Genomic DNA, 13,952 nt, shown 5'->3' with positions numbered 1-13,952 from the left:
ATTGCACTGTTCATGAAAGGAATCTATTATGAAAATCAAGCTGGGTATTATCACGCCAGAGTCCCATATGGATTATTTCCACGCTATTGAAGAAGAAATGCGGCCCCTATGCCAGTTCCGCTTCCTTACCATCAGCAACTTCCGGGAAACCACAGACATTTATCTCAAAAACCTGGATTCGGTGGATGGATTTGTGATCAGCGGAAGGATGCTTTACGAGGCCATCGACAAGGAATGCCTGGACGATAAGGTCCCTGTTCACATTTTGCATGATGATGAGAACCTGCTGTACAGGGAGCTTTTCCGGCTGCTGGTTACAGAACCTGAACTTGATATCTCCCGGATCTATGTGGATTATGCGTATATCATCGAGTCCTTCAGCGAATTCCAGCAGTACCTGACTCATGAAGTAAAGCCCGTTAGCAGCGGAGATCTGCTGGAGCGGGTGGAGAGCATGCTGGAGAACCATATCACGCTGTGGGAAGAGAAGAAGATCGATCTGTCCATTACGGCGTTTGGCCACTTTGTTCCAGAACTCCAAAAGCACGGCGTCAAATATATCTTAATCCGGCCCACTTTGGAGAGCGTTAAAGAGACCATCAGCGAAATCATCAACGAAATTACCATCCTTAAGCTTAAGAACCAGAGGGCAGTGGTTGCGTGTTTATCGGTCCAAAAGGATCAGCAGTCCTCCGAAGAGGAGCTTCATGAACTGAAAGTCCTGGTCGGCAATTTTCTGCGCAGCATGAATCTGGCAGACACGGCCCAAATCTCAGAAGGCTATGTCAGACTGTACACCACCTACGGAAATTTCATGCGAATCACCGCTAACGCGCATCACTGCAGCCTCCTGGAGTATCTGGAGGATCGCATACAGGGCAAGGTGAAGATCGGGTGGGGCTCGGGGCATGAATATTTTCAAGCGAACGTCAACGCCACCAAGGCTCACCGACAGGCGGAAGCCTATACGGGCAGTTCCAGCTTTTTCATAGACGAGAATCAGACGGTTGCCGGCCCCATGCGGAGCATGAATGTCATTCAGTTCTCTGAACAGGGGGACCCGGAAATTATTGCACTCGCCAAAACCATCGGAATCAACAACATCAACCTGCAAAAAATCATATCCTACGCAGAAATTATGAGGACCAATAAACTATCCTCTGAGGATGTTGCGGAGTGTCTGTCCATGACCGTCAGAGGTGCAAACCGTATCCTTAACAAAATTGAAGAAAGTAAACAAGTGCAAACGGTATTTGAAAAACGGGACAACAGCAAAGGGCGGCCCAAAAAATACTACGAGCTGTTGTTTCTCGACAATGAAGGACGCAAATTAAGCAAATGATGCGCGGATGACCATGAGAAAAAGGCATGTTTTCAGTTTCGAAAACATGCCTTTTGTGCGCTTATTAACCAAGTCCAATCACTTCCTGGGTGGATGCATCCTATTCGGTAGATTAGCTATTAGCATTCACCCAGCTCTGTACATGCTGCAAGAACCGCCGCGTGGCAGGTGAAGCATATTTCATGGAGTTGACCGCGATGCCGAGGGAACGGAAGCTGCGTTCCTCCAACTCCAGCATGGCTACACGCTCATGCTGGAACCCGGTGACCAGCTCCGGGAGGATGCTGATGCCCAGGCCTTTTTCCACCATGGCAATAATCGCATAATCGTCCCCTGCCGAGAACTTGATATTCGGCTTAATTCCGGCCTTCTCCAGCACCCGCTGCACATCATAATCCGAACCTGGCTTCGGAATGATGAAGTCCTCGTAGGCGATCTGAGCCAGCGGCATATGAGGCGCCTTGCTCAGCGGATGGTCCAGCGGAAGAATCGCCAGCATCCGGTCCTGCTTAAGCGGAATGACTTCGAACCTCTCCCTTGTCGGTAATGAGAGGAAGCCGCAATCCACCACCCCGGCCTCGATCCACTGCTCAATCTCCAGATATCCGCCCTCCATCAGCTTGAACTTAATGTAAGGATATTCCCGGCGGAACTGCTTGATCATATCCGGCAGCCAATGGACAGAGACACTCGTGAAGGTACCTATCGTAATTGTCCCTGTCTCCAGACCGTGAATATCCGCCACCTGCTGTTTGAGCTGCTCATTCCAGTTGAGGATCTCCCGGATGGGCTGCATCACCTGCTCCCCGTTCACTGTCAGCTTCACACCCGAACGGCTGCGCACCAGCAGCGGGAATCCGAATTCATTCTCCAGGCTGTTCAGCGTGTGGCTGATGCCGGATTGGGTGAATCCCAGCACCTCTGCGGCCCTGGTCAGACTGCCCAGCTCCACCACTTTCAGGAACACTTCATACTTAATCAGGCTCATGTCCCATCTCCTCACTTATCATGAGAATTACTCATGTATCTTATGATAAACATTCAGTTACCTTATGTATTCGAGCGTATTATACTATATTTACTTGAAATAAAGAAGGATGATGAATGAATGAAGCCGCTTAAGGCCGAGCTAATGCTCATTGTAGTAACACTGTTCTGGGGCTCTTCCTACCTGTTCATGAAGCTGGGACTGGGTACACTGGGAGAGTTCAACCTGATCGCACTGCGCTTCGGGCTGGCCTTCATCCTGGCGGGGCTGTTGTTCCGCAAAAGGCTGCGAAGTGTGGATGCCAGAACCTTGAAATACGGTGCCTTGCTCGGCTTCCTGCTGCTAGGCGTATTCACCTGTATCACCTTCGGCCTGAAGACGACCACGACCTCAAATGCCGGATTTCTAGTTGCTCTGACCGTTGTGTTCGTTCCGATGCTGGAGGTTCTGGTCTTCCGCAAAAAAGTCGCGCCCCCGCAGATCTTCGGCTCTGTTCTCGCTATCAGCGGCATCGGGCTGCTTACGCTTAATGGCTCGCTGCAGGTCCGGCCCGGTGATCTGCTCTGCATCTTGTCCGCCGTTTTCTATGCGGTGCAGATCCTGGTTACAGGCCGGGCGGTCAAGACCAGTGACTCGCTGAATATTGGCATCCTGCAATTAGGCTTCGCCGGGGGCTATGCCCTGATTCTATCGGCTATCTTCGAGACGCCTTCGCTCCCGTCCACCCTTCCGGGCTGGATCGCCATTCTGGCTCTGGGGATCTTTTGCAGCGCCTGCGGGTTCATCCTGCAGCCGGTGGCCCAGAAGTACACTACACCGACCCGTACCGGTCTGATCTTCGCGCTTGAACCCGTGTTCGCCGCCTTCTTCGGCTACTGGTTCGTACATGAGCAGCTCTCGCTCCAGGGCTACACCGGCGCAGCGCTGGTGCTGCTAGGCATCCTGGCCTCCGAGCTGCTGGGTAAGCTGCATTTGGTGGCGCCGGCGAGGATGCTGAAGAAGCGGCGGGCGCATCTGTAGCCCAGCCGCGGGAGATAGGGGGAGGCAGCCTGCGTTAGTCAAACATCCGGCGAATTTGGGGGCATCCCGCCTATTCTAGTGCATTAGTGCACCTTATTTATTCCTTTAGCCCGCATCTGGCATATTCTGGTGCACAAGTGCTCTTCATTTGCTCCTTTTGCCCGCATCCCTCGAATTCAGGTGCACTAATGCCCTTCATTTGCTCCTTTAGCCTACTTCCCGCGTATTCTGGTGCACTAGTGCACCTCATTCTTCTACCTTTAGGCTAGAGCCGCTCCACGCACCATCGTTCCCCCAATTGTATTCGGTTTTCCGCATACGTTAGGCCCAGGTTACTTGGCTGCTGCACATTGTGTTCGGTTTTCTGCATACATTCAGCCCACACACTCCCGTACCTGCCCTATCTGTTCGGTTTCGCCTACATTTAGCCCCTGCACCTTCACACCATCCTATTTTACTCGATTTTTCGCATACCTCCTCCCCGCACCCAACGCCCCTCTTCTAACACACCACCCTCCCCCGCATCATTCATTGAGAACAACAAAAAACGTCCCCCGCCATCAGGCAGTCAGGGACGCTCTTTGTATGTCTATAACGTTTGTCTACAACTTGTATCCATAACAGTTATCTCCGATTAATGCCCCATCATCATCGCGGCATCCGTCTGCTGTTCTTCAGGAGATGGCGCAGCACCGGATGCTTTCGGACGGCGCAGAATCAGACTGAGGACCACTCCGGCCACGGCGATGCAGCCCGAGAGGAAGAAGACATCCCCGAAGCCCTGTACGGCAGCGGCAAGAGGGTTGCTTCCGGCGGTCATCGCGCCCATATGCACGGCAATCTGGCTGGTCAGGTACCCGGTCATGCCCGCAACAGCGAACGAGACCACGACCTGCTGGGCAGCGGCGGTAAGCGGAGTGACCCGGTTCACCCATTCACGCGGCGCAGAGTTCAGGACATGAGTGTTGACCGGCATCATCGACAGACCCATGCCAAGGCCCATCATAACCAGAGACAGTATAATAACCGGAAGACTGGTGTCTACGGTAACTCCTGAGAGCAGGAACAACGCAGTGGATATAATACTGAGGCCTACGAATACCAGCGGACGCGCCCCGATCCGGTCGAACAGGCGGCCGCCCAGCGGCATCCCTACTCCGGAAGCCAGCGCCTGGGGAAGCAGGATCAGACCCGTCTCAAGCGGCGTGTAATTTCGGATCTGCTGAAGATACAATGGAACGAACAGCATGGAGCCGAACAATGCCGCCTGTGTGACCCAGGACAGAATAATCCCGCGCGTGAAGTCCGAGGAACGGAAGACGCGCAGCTCCAGCAGCGGATGCTTCTGCAGCAGTTCAACAATAACAAAGATCACCAGCGCGACACCGCCAACCGACAAGCCTACGATGGCTCCGGTTGAAGTCCAGCTCTCCCCGCCGCCCTGATTGACGCCATAAGCCAGCATCGAGAACGCGAGCGGGGCCAGAATGATCCCAAGGATGTCGAGGTGGGCTCTTCCCTTTTTCTCGGTCACCGGCAAATATTTGAGGCCCAGAATAATACCTACAATACCAATTGGCAGGTTAATCAGGAAAATCCAGTGCCAGCTCACATACTCCACCAGCCAGCCCGAAAGAATCGGTCCGAGGGCCGGGGCCAGCAGCATAGGGATACCAAGCATCCCCATGATTGAGCCTCTGCGCTCCACCGGAGCGAGCCGGAAGACCATCGCCATCCCGATCGGAGCAACCATACCGCCGCCAAGACCTTGAATGACGCGGAACAGGACCAGCTGCCCCGAGGTCTGGGCTACAGAGCATAGCACAGAGCCAAGGACGAACATGGCAATCGTCGTAAGGAACACCTGCTTGGAGCCGAAGCGGTCCGTCATATAGCCTGCCAGCGGAATTACAGCGGCGAGCGCCAGCGTGTAGCCGGTAATCGCCCATTGCACGGTCTTCAGATCTGTATTGAAATATTGCACCAGATTCGGAACGGCCACGTTGACCGCGGTACTGTCCAATATAACCATGATCATGCCGACAATAATCGCCAGCAGCGGCGGCAGTATAGCTCTCAGCGAGAACGGCGCCTCTGCGGCGGCGGTGTTACTTGGATTCATAGGTTTTGACATTCTCTTGTCCACTCTTTTCTCTATTCATGTTTAGTTATACTTGTGAAAATAAAGCTCAAACAATCCGTCAATCTGCTCCTCCAGCGGGGCCAGCTTGAAGATCTGCTGAAGATCCTCCCGCTCCTTCGGGAAACTGCTCACCATAATCACCGGGAAGACAATCGCCCCGTAGATCTGCATATTCATCATCATGAGTTTATCGCGGTCCTGTTCTCCGGTAATCTCCCCAAGTGCGTCCAGAATCCGCTCAATCCGCATCAGCTTGGAATATTTCGCATATTCATCGTGGGAGCCCATAATATGATGCCGCTGGTCAAGCATCTGCCGGGCCATCCCGGGATATCGATTGAGATTGACAATGTACCGCGTGAAGAACAGCTTCAAGCGCTCTTTTGGCGGCAAAGATGTATCCTCCAGGATCTTAAAGGCATCGTCAAAAGTCGCCATAAGCTGCTTCACCGCATCGCCGAACAGCTTCTCCTTGGAGCCATAGTAGTAGTTCACCAGTGCCAGATTGGTCTCTGCCCTCGCTGCGATACTGCGCAGGGTGATGCAGCGGAATCCGTCCTCACGGATTAAGTCCACGGTGGCATCCAGAATAATCTGCTTCGTATCTTTATTCGTATCTCTATCTGAAGAATCAGCGTTGTTGCCCAATTTAACCATAATGCAGCTTGTCGCCCTCCTCTGTCACAGAATCTTAATCAATGATCTAATCAATGATTTAAACATTGTTTAATTCGAATTTAAAATTACTCTCTTTACGGCATTCTGTCAACAGAAATATAAAGGGAGAATTCCTGCAGCTGTACTTAAGCCGTGGAATTCTCCCTTGGGAGTGAGGTTATGTTTTATATGAACCTAGGGTTGGGACGGGCTGGCCAATACTTCACTTGCTGCCTGAACTGGCGTAAGTGTCAGCTTGGTGAGCTTGCCGGAAGCACCCAGCTCCAGGGTCAGCACGGCCTCCGCTTTGGTGAAGGACAACACGCTGACAATCGTAATCGTTCCGTCCTGCTGTGTGCTTGTGGTCGACTTCACACCAAAATAGCTGGCCGAAGGCAGGTTGATCCCCTCCCAGCTTTGCTGGAGCACCGGAAGAGAAGCGGGGTCTGCATCCTTGGCGAAGTACCGCTCATAGAGCTCTGGATAGTTGCCGTTAGCCAGCAGACCTGCTACAGCGCCTGCCATTACCTCCGGTGTGTATACTTCAATCTGGCCGGTTGCCAGATTATAGGAAGTGACTAACCCGATCGCTGCAAAAAAAGACAGCGGCACGTACGCCTTTTTTTGTTTTAACTCAATGCCGCCTGTATAAGGTACTTTGTTCTTACCGTCCAGCACAAGCTCCTGACCGGACAGTCTGAACTGAATACTCTCCTGAAACCGTTCCAGCAGGAACGTTCCCGTTGCTCCGCTGAAGGTGACCTTGTACTTGAGGGCTAGGGCCATCTCCCGCAGCGGGAGCATGGTCTCCGTTCCGTTGGTATAGGCCGATGCCCCACCCGTCTGCAGCTCCTGGCCGTTCACGATAATCCGCAAGCTGCTAGCGGCTTTAACATTATAACTGGTCAATACACCTGCTCCTGCTGCAAATAACATTACACTAAGGAATACGGCTACGATTCTTTTGAACAAAATCGATCCCACCTCTCCTATATTCGAATATTATGCACGCATGCTTCAGAGATTAACCTTACATTATACATTAACCGTTCTGCACAGCTGTGGAACAGCCCTCACTCCACTGGGAAGTTAAAATATTGCTTCGGATAAGGCTCCTTGATCAGTGTGAAATGCCACCACTCCTTGACATACGGCTTGAAGCCCTGCTTCGTCATCGCATCCTTCAGGAGCTTGCGGCTCTCATGCTGGGTACTGCTGATGAGCGTAGTGTTATAGTAAGAGATTTCACCGAAAAAATCATAAGGACTGCCCATATCCACCAGCTTGCCTGTGCTCCGGTGTGCCAGTGTCAGGTCGATGGTGCTGCCCCGGGAGTGCCCCGATTTCTTGGCGATGAAGCCCAGCTTGAACAAATTGCGCTTGTCCAGCTTAGGATAATACTGCGGCTTCATCTTCAGATCGGCAGCATCCTGCGACCAGCGCACGAAGTGATTGACAGCTTGCTGCGGACTGTACGCGTCATAGATTCTCAGGATATAGCCCTTCTGCTCCAGATCCTCGCTAACCTTCTTCAGTGCAGCAGCAGCAGTCTTCGTGAAAATCGCGAGCGGTGCCTTATACCCGTCCACCTTGGTGCCGGTGAAATTATTCTCACTATAATAACGGATCTCATATTGCGCCGACGGAATCACCTCATCCAGATAGACAAACCCGCCGGGGAGATTGTTTTTCTTCACAACTGTACTTGAGGTAAACGGTGTCTCAGGAGTCACGGGTGCCGCTGCAGCCGTTGTCCCTGCGCCCAGAAGTACAGCCCCGCTAACAAAAAACGCACTTAGCAGTACTCCGAGTCTTGTGCCTGTATATCGCAGCTTGTTCACAATGCTTACTCCTCACCTGCCTTATCCCATATTTACCCTTCCAGTATACGGTGCAGCCACAGGAAGAGTCTATAGCGAAGATGGAGCTTGCCCCGCTGGAAGCATATCTTTGCGCCGGTATACCCCCATCAGCAGCCCGGCAGCAGCGAACTCAGTGAAGACATGCTGCCCGTAGCTCAGGAACGGGAACGGTATGGACACAAGCGGCATTCTGCCGCTTAGTATAGACAGGCCATACAGTATGCGGATCGAGAGCATCAGGGTCAGCGCAAGGATCAGCATCCGGCCATAGGTATCGCTGACTGCGCGGGCGTAGGCGACCATTTTCAGCACAAACCAGCAGGTTAACCCAAGGAGCACCAGCCCCCCGGCCCAGCCGAAGGTTTGAATCAGGTACACCGGAAAAAGGTCCGTATACGGAAACATCAAACGTTCTTCCGCCCCTCTATAGCCCATTCCCTGTCCACTCCAGCCAGCGGAGGTTAGGGTGTTGTGAATGACACTATTCAGGTAGCCAGCGCCCGTATCTCCTTGATCGGCCTGAAATGCCGCGATGAGCGGCTCCCGCAGATACCGTTGGTTCCACATATAGATTGCCCCGCCTGTTACAGAAATTACACCCATGACCGCACCTGTAATCCAGCGGCGTGTCATCCAGACATAGAGCGTAAGGGATACTGCCAGATAGAGAATCAGTTCAGAAAAAACGGGGATTACCGCATAAATCACGGCCGGCAGCAGCAATAACGATATTTCCGCCAAATCTCTCGTTCGTCCGCCCCAGGACTTCATGAAGCTCTGCCTGTTCCAGATCCCTGCCAGAGCAACCACGAACACATATGGACTGTATCCGATCACATCGAACGGAAATCTCAGAACACTCACATACCGGGCAGTACCATTAATCATATCCATACCCAACAACAGGCTGATAATGATCGCCATTAAGGTAGCACCATAGATCAATCCCGAGGCTCTTTGCACATGCTTGAAATTGATAAAATACATGATGGCCATTACCGCGATCCCAAGAACGATGTATACGGACTGGCGCAGCATAAGAGCATCAGGAATCGGGGAGTCTGCAAACTCCGCTTCCACAGCTGCCATCCCCAGCAGACTAACCGCCGACAACAATATTACACCCGCCAGCAGCCCCCAGGGAATGCGCGGTTTATGAATCTGGTGTAGCTCTCTGCCGACAAGCTGCGGGTCACCCATTTGCGTAATCGCATACCGCTGTGCCTCTTCTTCGGAAGCACCAAGCTCCAGCCGCTCCGTCACCAGGTCGGCGAAATGCCCGCTTAGCTCGTCCCGGATTTCACTGTGCATCCCTTTGGCTCTGACCTCGGCACATACATTATTCAGATAACGCTCCAGCTCATTCTTTCCCTGCTCCATCATCCGCTGCCCTCCCCCAGTACGGTATCGACGGCACCCTTGAACAGCGCCCATTCCGCCTTCTTCTCCTTCAGCTTCTGCTTGCCCTCATCCAGTAGCCGGTAATACTTGCGTCTGCGTCCGTCTACCTCCATCCAATACGCTTCTACCCAGCGTTCACTCTCCATCGCATGGAGAATCGGGTAGAGCGTCCCCTCCTTCAGCGCAAAAACCCCCTGCGAGCGCTGTTCCAGCTCCTTAATCAGCTCATACCCATACAGCGGCCTGTCCAGCAGCAGGGTGAGAATCATAGTTCCTGTGCTTCCCTTCAGCATTTCTTTGCTGACCTTCATCGGCGTTCCCTCCTGTTTGTTTCGCCTATACCTCGTTAATCTATGCTTAATATACAATATTGACCAGATGAAGTCCAGCCTCCCCGGCAAACTATTGTAGAAATGTACATTAATAAACACGAAAATAAACACGAAGAAACCTCTCCCGCCAAATGGTTGCCCATTTTACCAAGGAGAGGTCCTTATTCAAAAGCAGATTAATTAATGCATCGAAGCCTGAGTCTTGTGGGAAACGATGACACGCTTAAGGAAGAACGCAATCACCAGACCTACAATAGCCATGACCATGCCGAAGATGAAGGCATTCTGCACGCCATGAGTGAAGGCTCCGACGATATTCATCGGATCGCCCGGGTTAGTGACGGTCTGCATGTAGCTTTTGGAACCGGAGGTCATGATGCTTACCGCCAGCGCTGTACCAATCGCTCCCGCAACCTGCTGGAGTGTGTTCATAATGGCTGTACCATGCGGATAGTATTCCAGCGGAAGCTGATTGATGCCGTTCGTCTGTGCGGGCATCATTATCATGGAGATTCCGATCATCAGCACACTGTGAAGCACGATTACGAAGACAACAGTGGACGTAGCTGTAATCCCTGAGAAGAACCACAAGGAGATTGCGACCAGCACCAGTCCAGGGATAACCAGCCATTTCGGACCGTATTTGTCGAACAGGCGTCCCATAACCGGCGACATCAGGCCGTTGATAATTCCGCCCGGCAGCAGCAGCAGTCCTGCCTTGAAGGCCGAATACCCTTGTCCCTGTTGCAGATACATAGGAAGAATCAGCATCGAGGAGAGAATGACCATCATACAGATGAAGACCATCAACACCCCTACCACGAACATCGGGAACTTGAAGGCGCGCAGATCAATCATGGGCTGCTTCATCGTCAACTGGCGGATGCAGAACAGAACAAGTGAAACCGCACCGATCACGATGGCGATGATGACCTTCGGACTTCCCCAGCCTTCCGCTTCGCCAGCGCTGCTGAATCCGTAGACAATGCCGCCGAAGCCGAAGGACGACAGGATAATTGACAGGACATCAATCCTCGGCTTAGTGACTTCCGTGACGTTCTGCATGAAGAGAATTCCGCTGAGCAGAGCGATGACCAGGAACGGCAGGGACAGCCAGAAAATCCAGTGCCAGCTCAGACCCTCAATCAGCAGACCGGCAATCGTAGGTCCAATCGCCGGGGCAACCATGATCACCAAGCCGATAAGTCCCATCGCCGCCCCTCTTTTCTCAGCGGGAATGATGATTAGAATGGTGTTGAACATCAGCGGCAGGAGTAGTGCGGTTCCCATGGCCTGCACCACTCTCGCGGTGAGCAGAAACTCGAAATTCGGTGATATCGCTGCAAGAAACGTGCCCAGTATGGAGAAACATAGGGCAGCGACGAACAGCTGTCTTGTGGTGAACCACTGTAGCAGCAGTCCAGAGATTGGAACCAGAATGCCCAGCGTCAGCAGATAGGCGGTAGTCAGCCACTGCGCCGTCGATGGTGTGATTTGCAGGACATTCATCAGATCGCTTAAGGCTACATTTAGGGCGGTCTCACTGAACATGCCGATGAAGCCGGCAATCAGCAGGGAGATCAGAATGGGTAAAGTCTTGAATTGCCGGGGCTCGCTTGGCCCCTTGTCAGTCATAGTTGCGTTCACTCTCGTATCCTCCTGATATGTGTATAATCTCTCTCTAGGGTCTTGCGTCTTACGGTTATGCCAGTATTGCCGGAATGCACTCTGCTGCCGCCGCCAGCGGCTGAATATTTCTGCAGGTCAACGCCTGGAGCAGCGCTCCCTCGAACAAGGAGACCACCACAGAGGCTTTGCAGCCTGCCGTTTCTTCCTCTACCCCCTCCCGGATCAGACGCTCCGCTATGATATCCTGCCAACCCCTGAAGACACACTGGCAAGCGGTGCGCAGTTCATGGCTGACGCAGGAGGTCTCCACGGCCACCCAGAAGCTGAACGGAACGAGTCCTTCAAAAGAGGATTTCTCCGCTTCATCTGCCATAGACAGAATGAAATTCTGCACAGCCTGAGCCGGCGCCGCTTCACTCTCCATATATTGACGCAATAAATGGGCTACCTCTTCACTGGTCCGGTTAATGCAGGTCAATGCCAGCTCCTCTTTGCCGTGGGGGAAATAATAATACAAGGAACCCTTGGGCGATTCGCTGTCTCTGATAATCTGATTCAGACCGGTAGCATGGTAACCCTGTGTAAAAAACAACCTGGAAGCCGTATCCACAATGGCTTCACGTGCATTGTGCTTGTTCGACAAGCGGGACACTTCCTTATCCTGACGATCCAACGATTATAACAATTGGTCTACATAATAAAACCACAAAAAAACGCCTATTGTCAATGGATAATAATTTCAAATTTAAATTTTTCGAGAATCCATGGTGATATGAAATTGGTTACTAAGGTTTAGCGAGGTTCATTTTCGGCGGGATATATCCGAGTTGCCTGCCCATTTTTACAATTTGTCCTCTATGATGAAATTCGTGGGTGATGGTGTGCGTAAATAACCATAATTCGGTTAACTCTACACTGTCACTCTGCCAGGATGCGGTAATGGCAGGATCCCATTTGATTTTAAAATCATTTAGAAATTCATAAACCAGTTCATCCGTGTTCTTAAAAATTTCACGCATTTTCTCTATATTGTCAACGGATTCCGGGTTCACTTTGGGAAGTGATTTACCAAGGGCGCGATTTCCTAACCATATCCGGTAACAATCGGCTACATGAGCATGCAGACTGCGAATAGAAACTCCGCCAAAGGCTTCTATTTCTTTAACATAATCGGTGGGGGACAAAGTTTCGCAAAAACGAAATAATGATTCCCTTGTGCGTTGGATCATCTCATACTGGCTTTTGAATACATTCATCTTCCCGCTCTCCTTTAGATATCCGTTTTGACAATAGCTACATTAACCTTCATTTCGCAACCAAAAGACGCAAACCCAACTAATATTCTGTATCACATCCTTTAAAGGTACTAGTTGTCTATAATTGATTTAAAAAGAGCATTGTATGTCGAGCATAATCGGTAGCCATTGAGAGCTTCATTGATAATCACCGCAAACATAGACTATAGATATCTATAATAACTATTATGTTTCATTGCGTCAAGGATAAAGCGAGTGATTTTTAGCTTGTCACAGAACAGGCCAGCCCGTCCTTGCAGCAGTCCACACTGCTGTCAAGGCATGGCTGGCCTGAGTTCCCTTTTCTTCTTTACCGCTTACTTCACTATATATTCTTTCAGGATCTCTTCTACTGTAGATGCGAAACTCTGCCCTGCACCCCAATCCATCTTAAGGATCAGGCCTTGGGAGGCGCCTGCCGGAATGAGACGGACATTACTCACGGTTCCCCGCAGCAGATTATCCACGATAATTACCAGCGCCGCCTGGTTTCTGGACCGGAAGTAAAATCGTTCATAAATCAGCGTCCCGATCATCCGGCCATCCCCCAGCTCGTTAAACTCCTCATACAGAAGCTCCGACCGCTCTGTCATCCCCTCTTTGATCAGCATCATTACCGCGCCCGGCTGCAATTCGACATTCAGTTGATAAGACTCTCCCATGCTTATCCTCCTCACGCAATTATGCTTCGAATCTAAGGTGTAACCCGTTCAGCGTTCCCCGCCTGCCACATCCCAGCGGTGACGGAACTTCTCCAGACGCGGATGGACCTGTGCCGGAGCTTCGGAGAGCAGCAGGCGAAGCTTGACAATCCACTCCTCGAAGGAGGAGAAGGAGGCAAACTGATTTGCCATATCTGGAGTCAGATAGAGAAAATACGGTGCGGGGTAGATGTCGCTGATATGACGTAGCGCCGAATCCAGCGGGGTATACTTCTTCCGCTTCCCTTCCAGGCTCTCCACGGTGATGAAGGACTGTCCCTGCTCCCTTTTCCACTCATGCAGCCGGTCGTCCCGCTTATACCAGGCCTTCACCGGCTCCTTCGTCATCCGCCGGACGGTTTCTTCATGCAGCGGGTAGAGCACCAGCTTCGTGAACTTACGCTCCACTGCCGTCTCCGCCGCCTTAAGCAGCTCCCTATCCGATATATGCTCAAAGGAATCATAGAAGATCAGCGTTCCCTTGCGTTCACTGGCTGGCGGTTCATAGCCATAAGGCATATGCTGTATGTCCCGTGTCATCATATTACCTCCCGTGTGATTACTTCCTATAGCATATCATGC

General features: G+C 51.7%; 14 protein-coding genes. 2 read left to right on the top strand and 12 right to left on the bottom strand.

Features of this window, described 5'->3' with window-relative positions; genetic code table 11:
• Positions 1-28 precede the first annotated feature (28 nt).
• Positions 29-1,342: a transcriptional regulator gene (locus tag MHH28_RS04960; RefSeq protein ID WP_405112587.1), complete on the top strand. Its 1,314-nt coding sequence runs from the start codon at positions 29-31 to the stop codon at positions 1,340-1,342.
• 112 nt (positions 1,343-1,454) lie between these two features.
• Here the strand turns inward: MHH28_RS04960 and MHH28_RS04955 are convergent, their stop codons facing one another.
• A complete protein-coding gene (locus tag MHH28_RS04955) occupies positions 1,455-2,330 on the bottom strand; it encodes a LysR family transcriptional regulator (protein ID WP_405112584.1) in 876 nt (291 codons plus the stop codon).
• A 120-nt stretch (positions 2,331-2,450) separates the two neighbouring features.
• Between MHH28_RS04955 and MHH28_RS04950 the strand changes: the two genes are divergently transcribed.
• A complete protein-coding gene (locus MHH28_RS04950; RefSeq protein WP_405112581.1) occupies positions 2,451-3,350 on the top strand; it encodes a DMT family transporter in 900 nt (299 codons plus the stop codon).
• Between the two features lie 634 nt (positions 3,351-3,984).
• Here the strand turns inward: MHH28_RS04950 and MHH28_RS04945 are convergent.
• From MHH28_RS04945 to MHH28_RS04895, 11 genes are all read right to left on the bottom strand, one after another.
• On the bottom strand, positions 3,985-5,472 hold the full coding sequence (locus MHH28_RS04945; RefSeq protein WP_405112578.1) for a DHA2 family efflux MFS transporter permease subunit: 1,488 nt from the start codon (positions 5,470-5,472) through the stop codon (positions 3,985-3,987).
• A gap of 42 nt (positions 5,473-5,514) precedes the next feature.
• A complete protein-coding gene (locus tag MHH28_RS04940) occupies positions 5,515-6,141 on the bottom strand; it encodes a TetR/AcrR family transcriptional regulator (protein ID WP_405112575.1) in 627 nt (208 codons plus the stop codon).
• Between the two features lie 204 nt (positions 6,142-6,345).
• On the bottom strand, positions 6,346-7,122 hold the full coding sequence (locus MHH28_RS04935; protein ID WP_405112572.1) for a stalk domain-containing protein: 777 nt from the start codon (positions 7,120-7,122) through the stop codon (positions 6,346-6,348).
• 101 nt (positions 7,123-7,223) lie between these two features.
• A complete protein-coding gene (locus tag MHH28_RS04930) occupies positions 7,224-7,991 on the bottom strand; it encodes a M15 family metallopeptidase (RefSeq protein ID WP_405112569.1) in 768 nt (255 codons plus the stop codon).
• Between the two features lie 69 nt (positions 7,992-8,060).
• Positions 8,061-9,395: an FtsW/RodA/SpoVE family cell cycle protein gene (locus MHH28_RS04925; protein WP_405112567.1), complete on the bottom strand. Its 1,335-nt coding sequence runs from the start codon at positions 9,393-9,395 to the stop codon at positions 8,061-8,063.
• The gene (locus tag MHH28_RS04920; RefSeq protein ID WP_405112564.1) at positions 9,392-9,724 is read right to left on the bottom strand and encodes a PadR family transcriptional regulator; all 333 of its coding nucleotides are present in this window, start codon (positions 9,722-9,724) and stop codon (positions 9,392-9,394) included. Before MHH28_RS04920 ends, MHH28_RS04925 begins: the two co-directional genes overlap by 4 nt.
• A 201-nt stretch (positions 9,725-9,925) precedes the next feature.
• A complete protein-coding gene (locus MHH28_RS04915; RefSeq protein WP_405116858.1) occupies positions 9,926-11,380 on the bottom strand; it encodes a DHA2 family efflux MFS transporter permease subunit in 1,455 nt (484 codons plus the stop codon).
• A gap of 67 nt (positions 11,381-11,447) precedes the next feature.
• A complete protein-coding gene (locus MHH28_RS04910; RefSeq protein WP_405112561.1) occupies positions 11,448-12,017 on the bottom strand; it encodes a TetR/AcrR family transcriptional regulator in 570 nt (189 codons plus the stop codon).
• Positions 12,018-12,159: 142 nt separating this feature from the next.
• Positions 12,160-12,630, bottom strand: coding sequence for a DinB family protein (locus MHH28_RS04905; protein ID WP_405112558.1), 471 nt, complete (start codon positions 12,628-12,630; stop codon positions 12,160-12,162).
• A 356-nt stretch (positions 12,631-12,986) separates the two neighbouring features.
• A complete protein-coding gene (locus MHH28_RS04900; protein WP_405112555.1) occupies positions 12,987-13,331 on the bottom strand; it encodes a DUF6054 family protein in 345 nt (114 codons plus the stop codon).
• Between the two features lie 48 nt (positions 13,332-13,379).
• The gene (locus MHH28_RS04895) at positions 13,380-13,910 is read right to left on the bottom strand and encodes a hypothetical protein (protein ID WP_405112553.1); all 531 of its coding nucleotides are present in this window, start codon (positions 13,908-13,910) and stop codon (positions 13,380-13,382) included.
• Positions 13,911-13,952 lie beyond the last annotated feature (42 nt).

The organism is Paenibacillus sp. FSL K6-1217, assembly GCF_045040735.1.
Classification (GTDB): Bacteria; Bacillota; Bacilli; order Paenibacillales; family Paenibacillaceae; genus Paenibacillus_AQ.
Note: the sequence above shows the minus strand (reverse complement) of the source record. Positions and strands in the feature narration are given on the sequence as shown.

Excerpts from the sequence above, each read along its gene's own strand:
- MHH28_RS04920 (WP_405112564.1), bottom strand. The coding sequence starts at position 9,724 with ATGAAGGTCAGCAAAGAAATGCTGAAGGGAAGCACAGGAACTATGATT.
- MHH28_RS04945 (WP_405112578.1), bottom strand. The coding sequence starts at position 5,472 with ATGAATCCAAGTAACACCGCCGCCGCAGAGGCGCCGTTCTCGCTGAGA.
- MHH28_RS04955 (WP_405112584.1), bottom strand. The coding sequence starts at position 2,330 with ATGAGCCTGATTAAGTATGAAGTGTTCCTGAAAGTGGTGGAGCTGGGC.
- MHH28_RS04960 (WP_405112587.1), top strand. The coding sequence starts at position 29 with ATGAAAATCAAGCTGGGTATTATCACGCCAGAGTCCCATATGGATTAT.
- MHH28_RS04915 (WP_405116858.1), bottom strand. The coding sequence starts at position 11,380 with ATGACTGACAAGGGGCCAAGCGAGCCCCGGCAATTCAAGACTTTACCC.
- MHH28_RS04900 (WP_405112555.1), bottom strand. The coding sequence starts at position 13,331 with ATGGGAGAGTCTTATCAACTGAATGTCGAATTGCAGCCGGGCGCGGTA.
- MHH28_RS04925 (WP_405112567.1), bottom strand. The coding sequence starts at position 9,395 with ATGATGGAGCAGGGAAAGAATGAGCTGGAGCGTTATCTGAATAATGTA.
- MHH28_RS04905 (WP_405112558.1), bottom strand. The coding sequence starts at position 12,630 with ATGAATGTATTCAAAAGCCAGTATGAGATGATCCAACGCACAAGGGAA.
- MHH28_RS04895 (WP_405112553.1), bottom strand. The coding sequence starts at position 13,910 with ATGACACGGGACATACAGCATATGCCTTATGGCTATGAACCGCCAGCC.
- MHH28_RS04950 (WP_405112581.1), top strand. The coding sequence starts at position 2,451 with ATGAAGCCGCTTAAGGCCGAGCTAATGCTCATTGTAGTAACACTGTTC.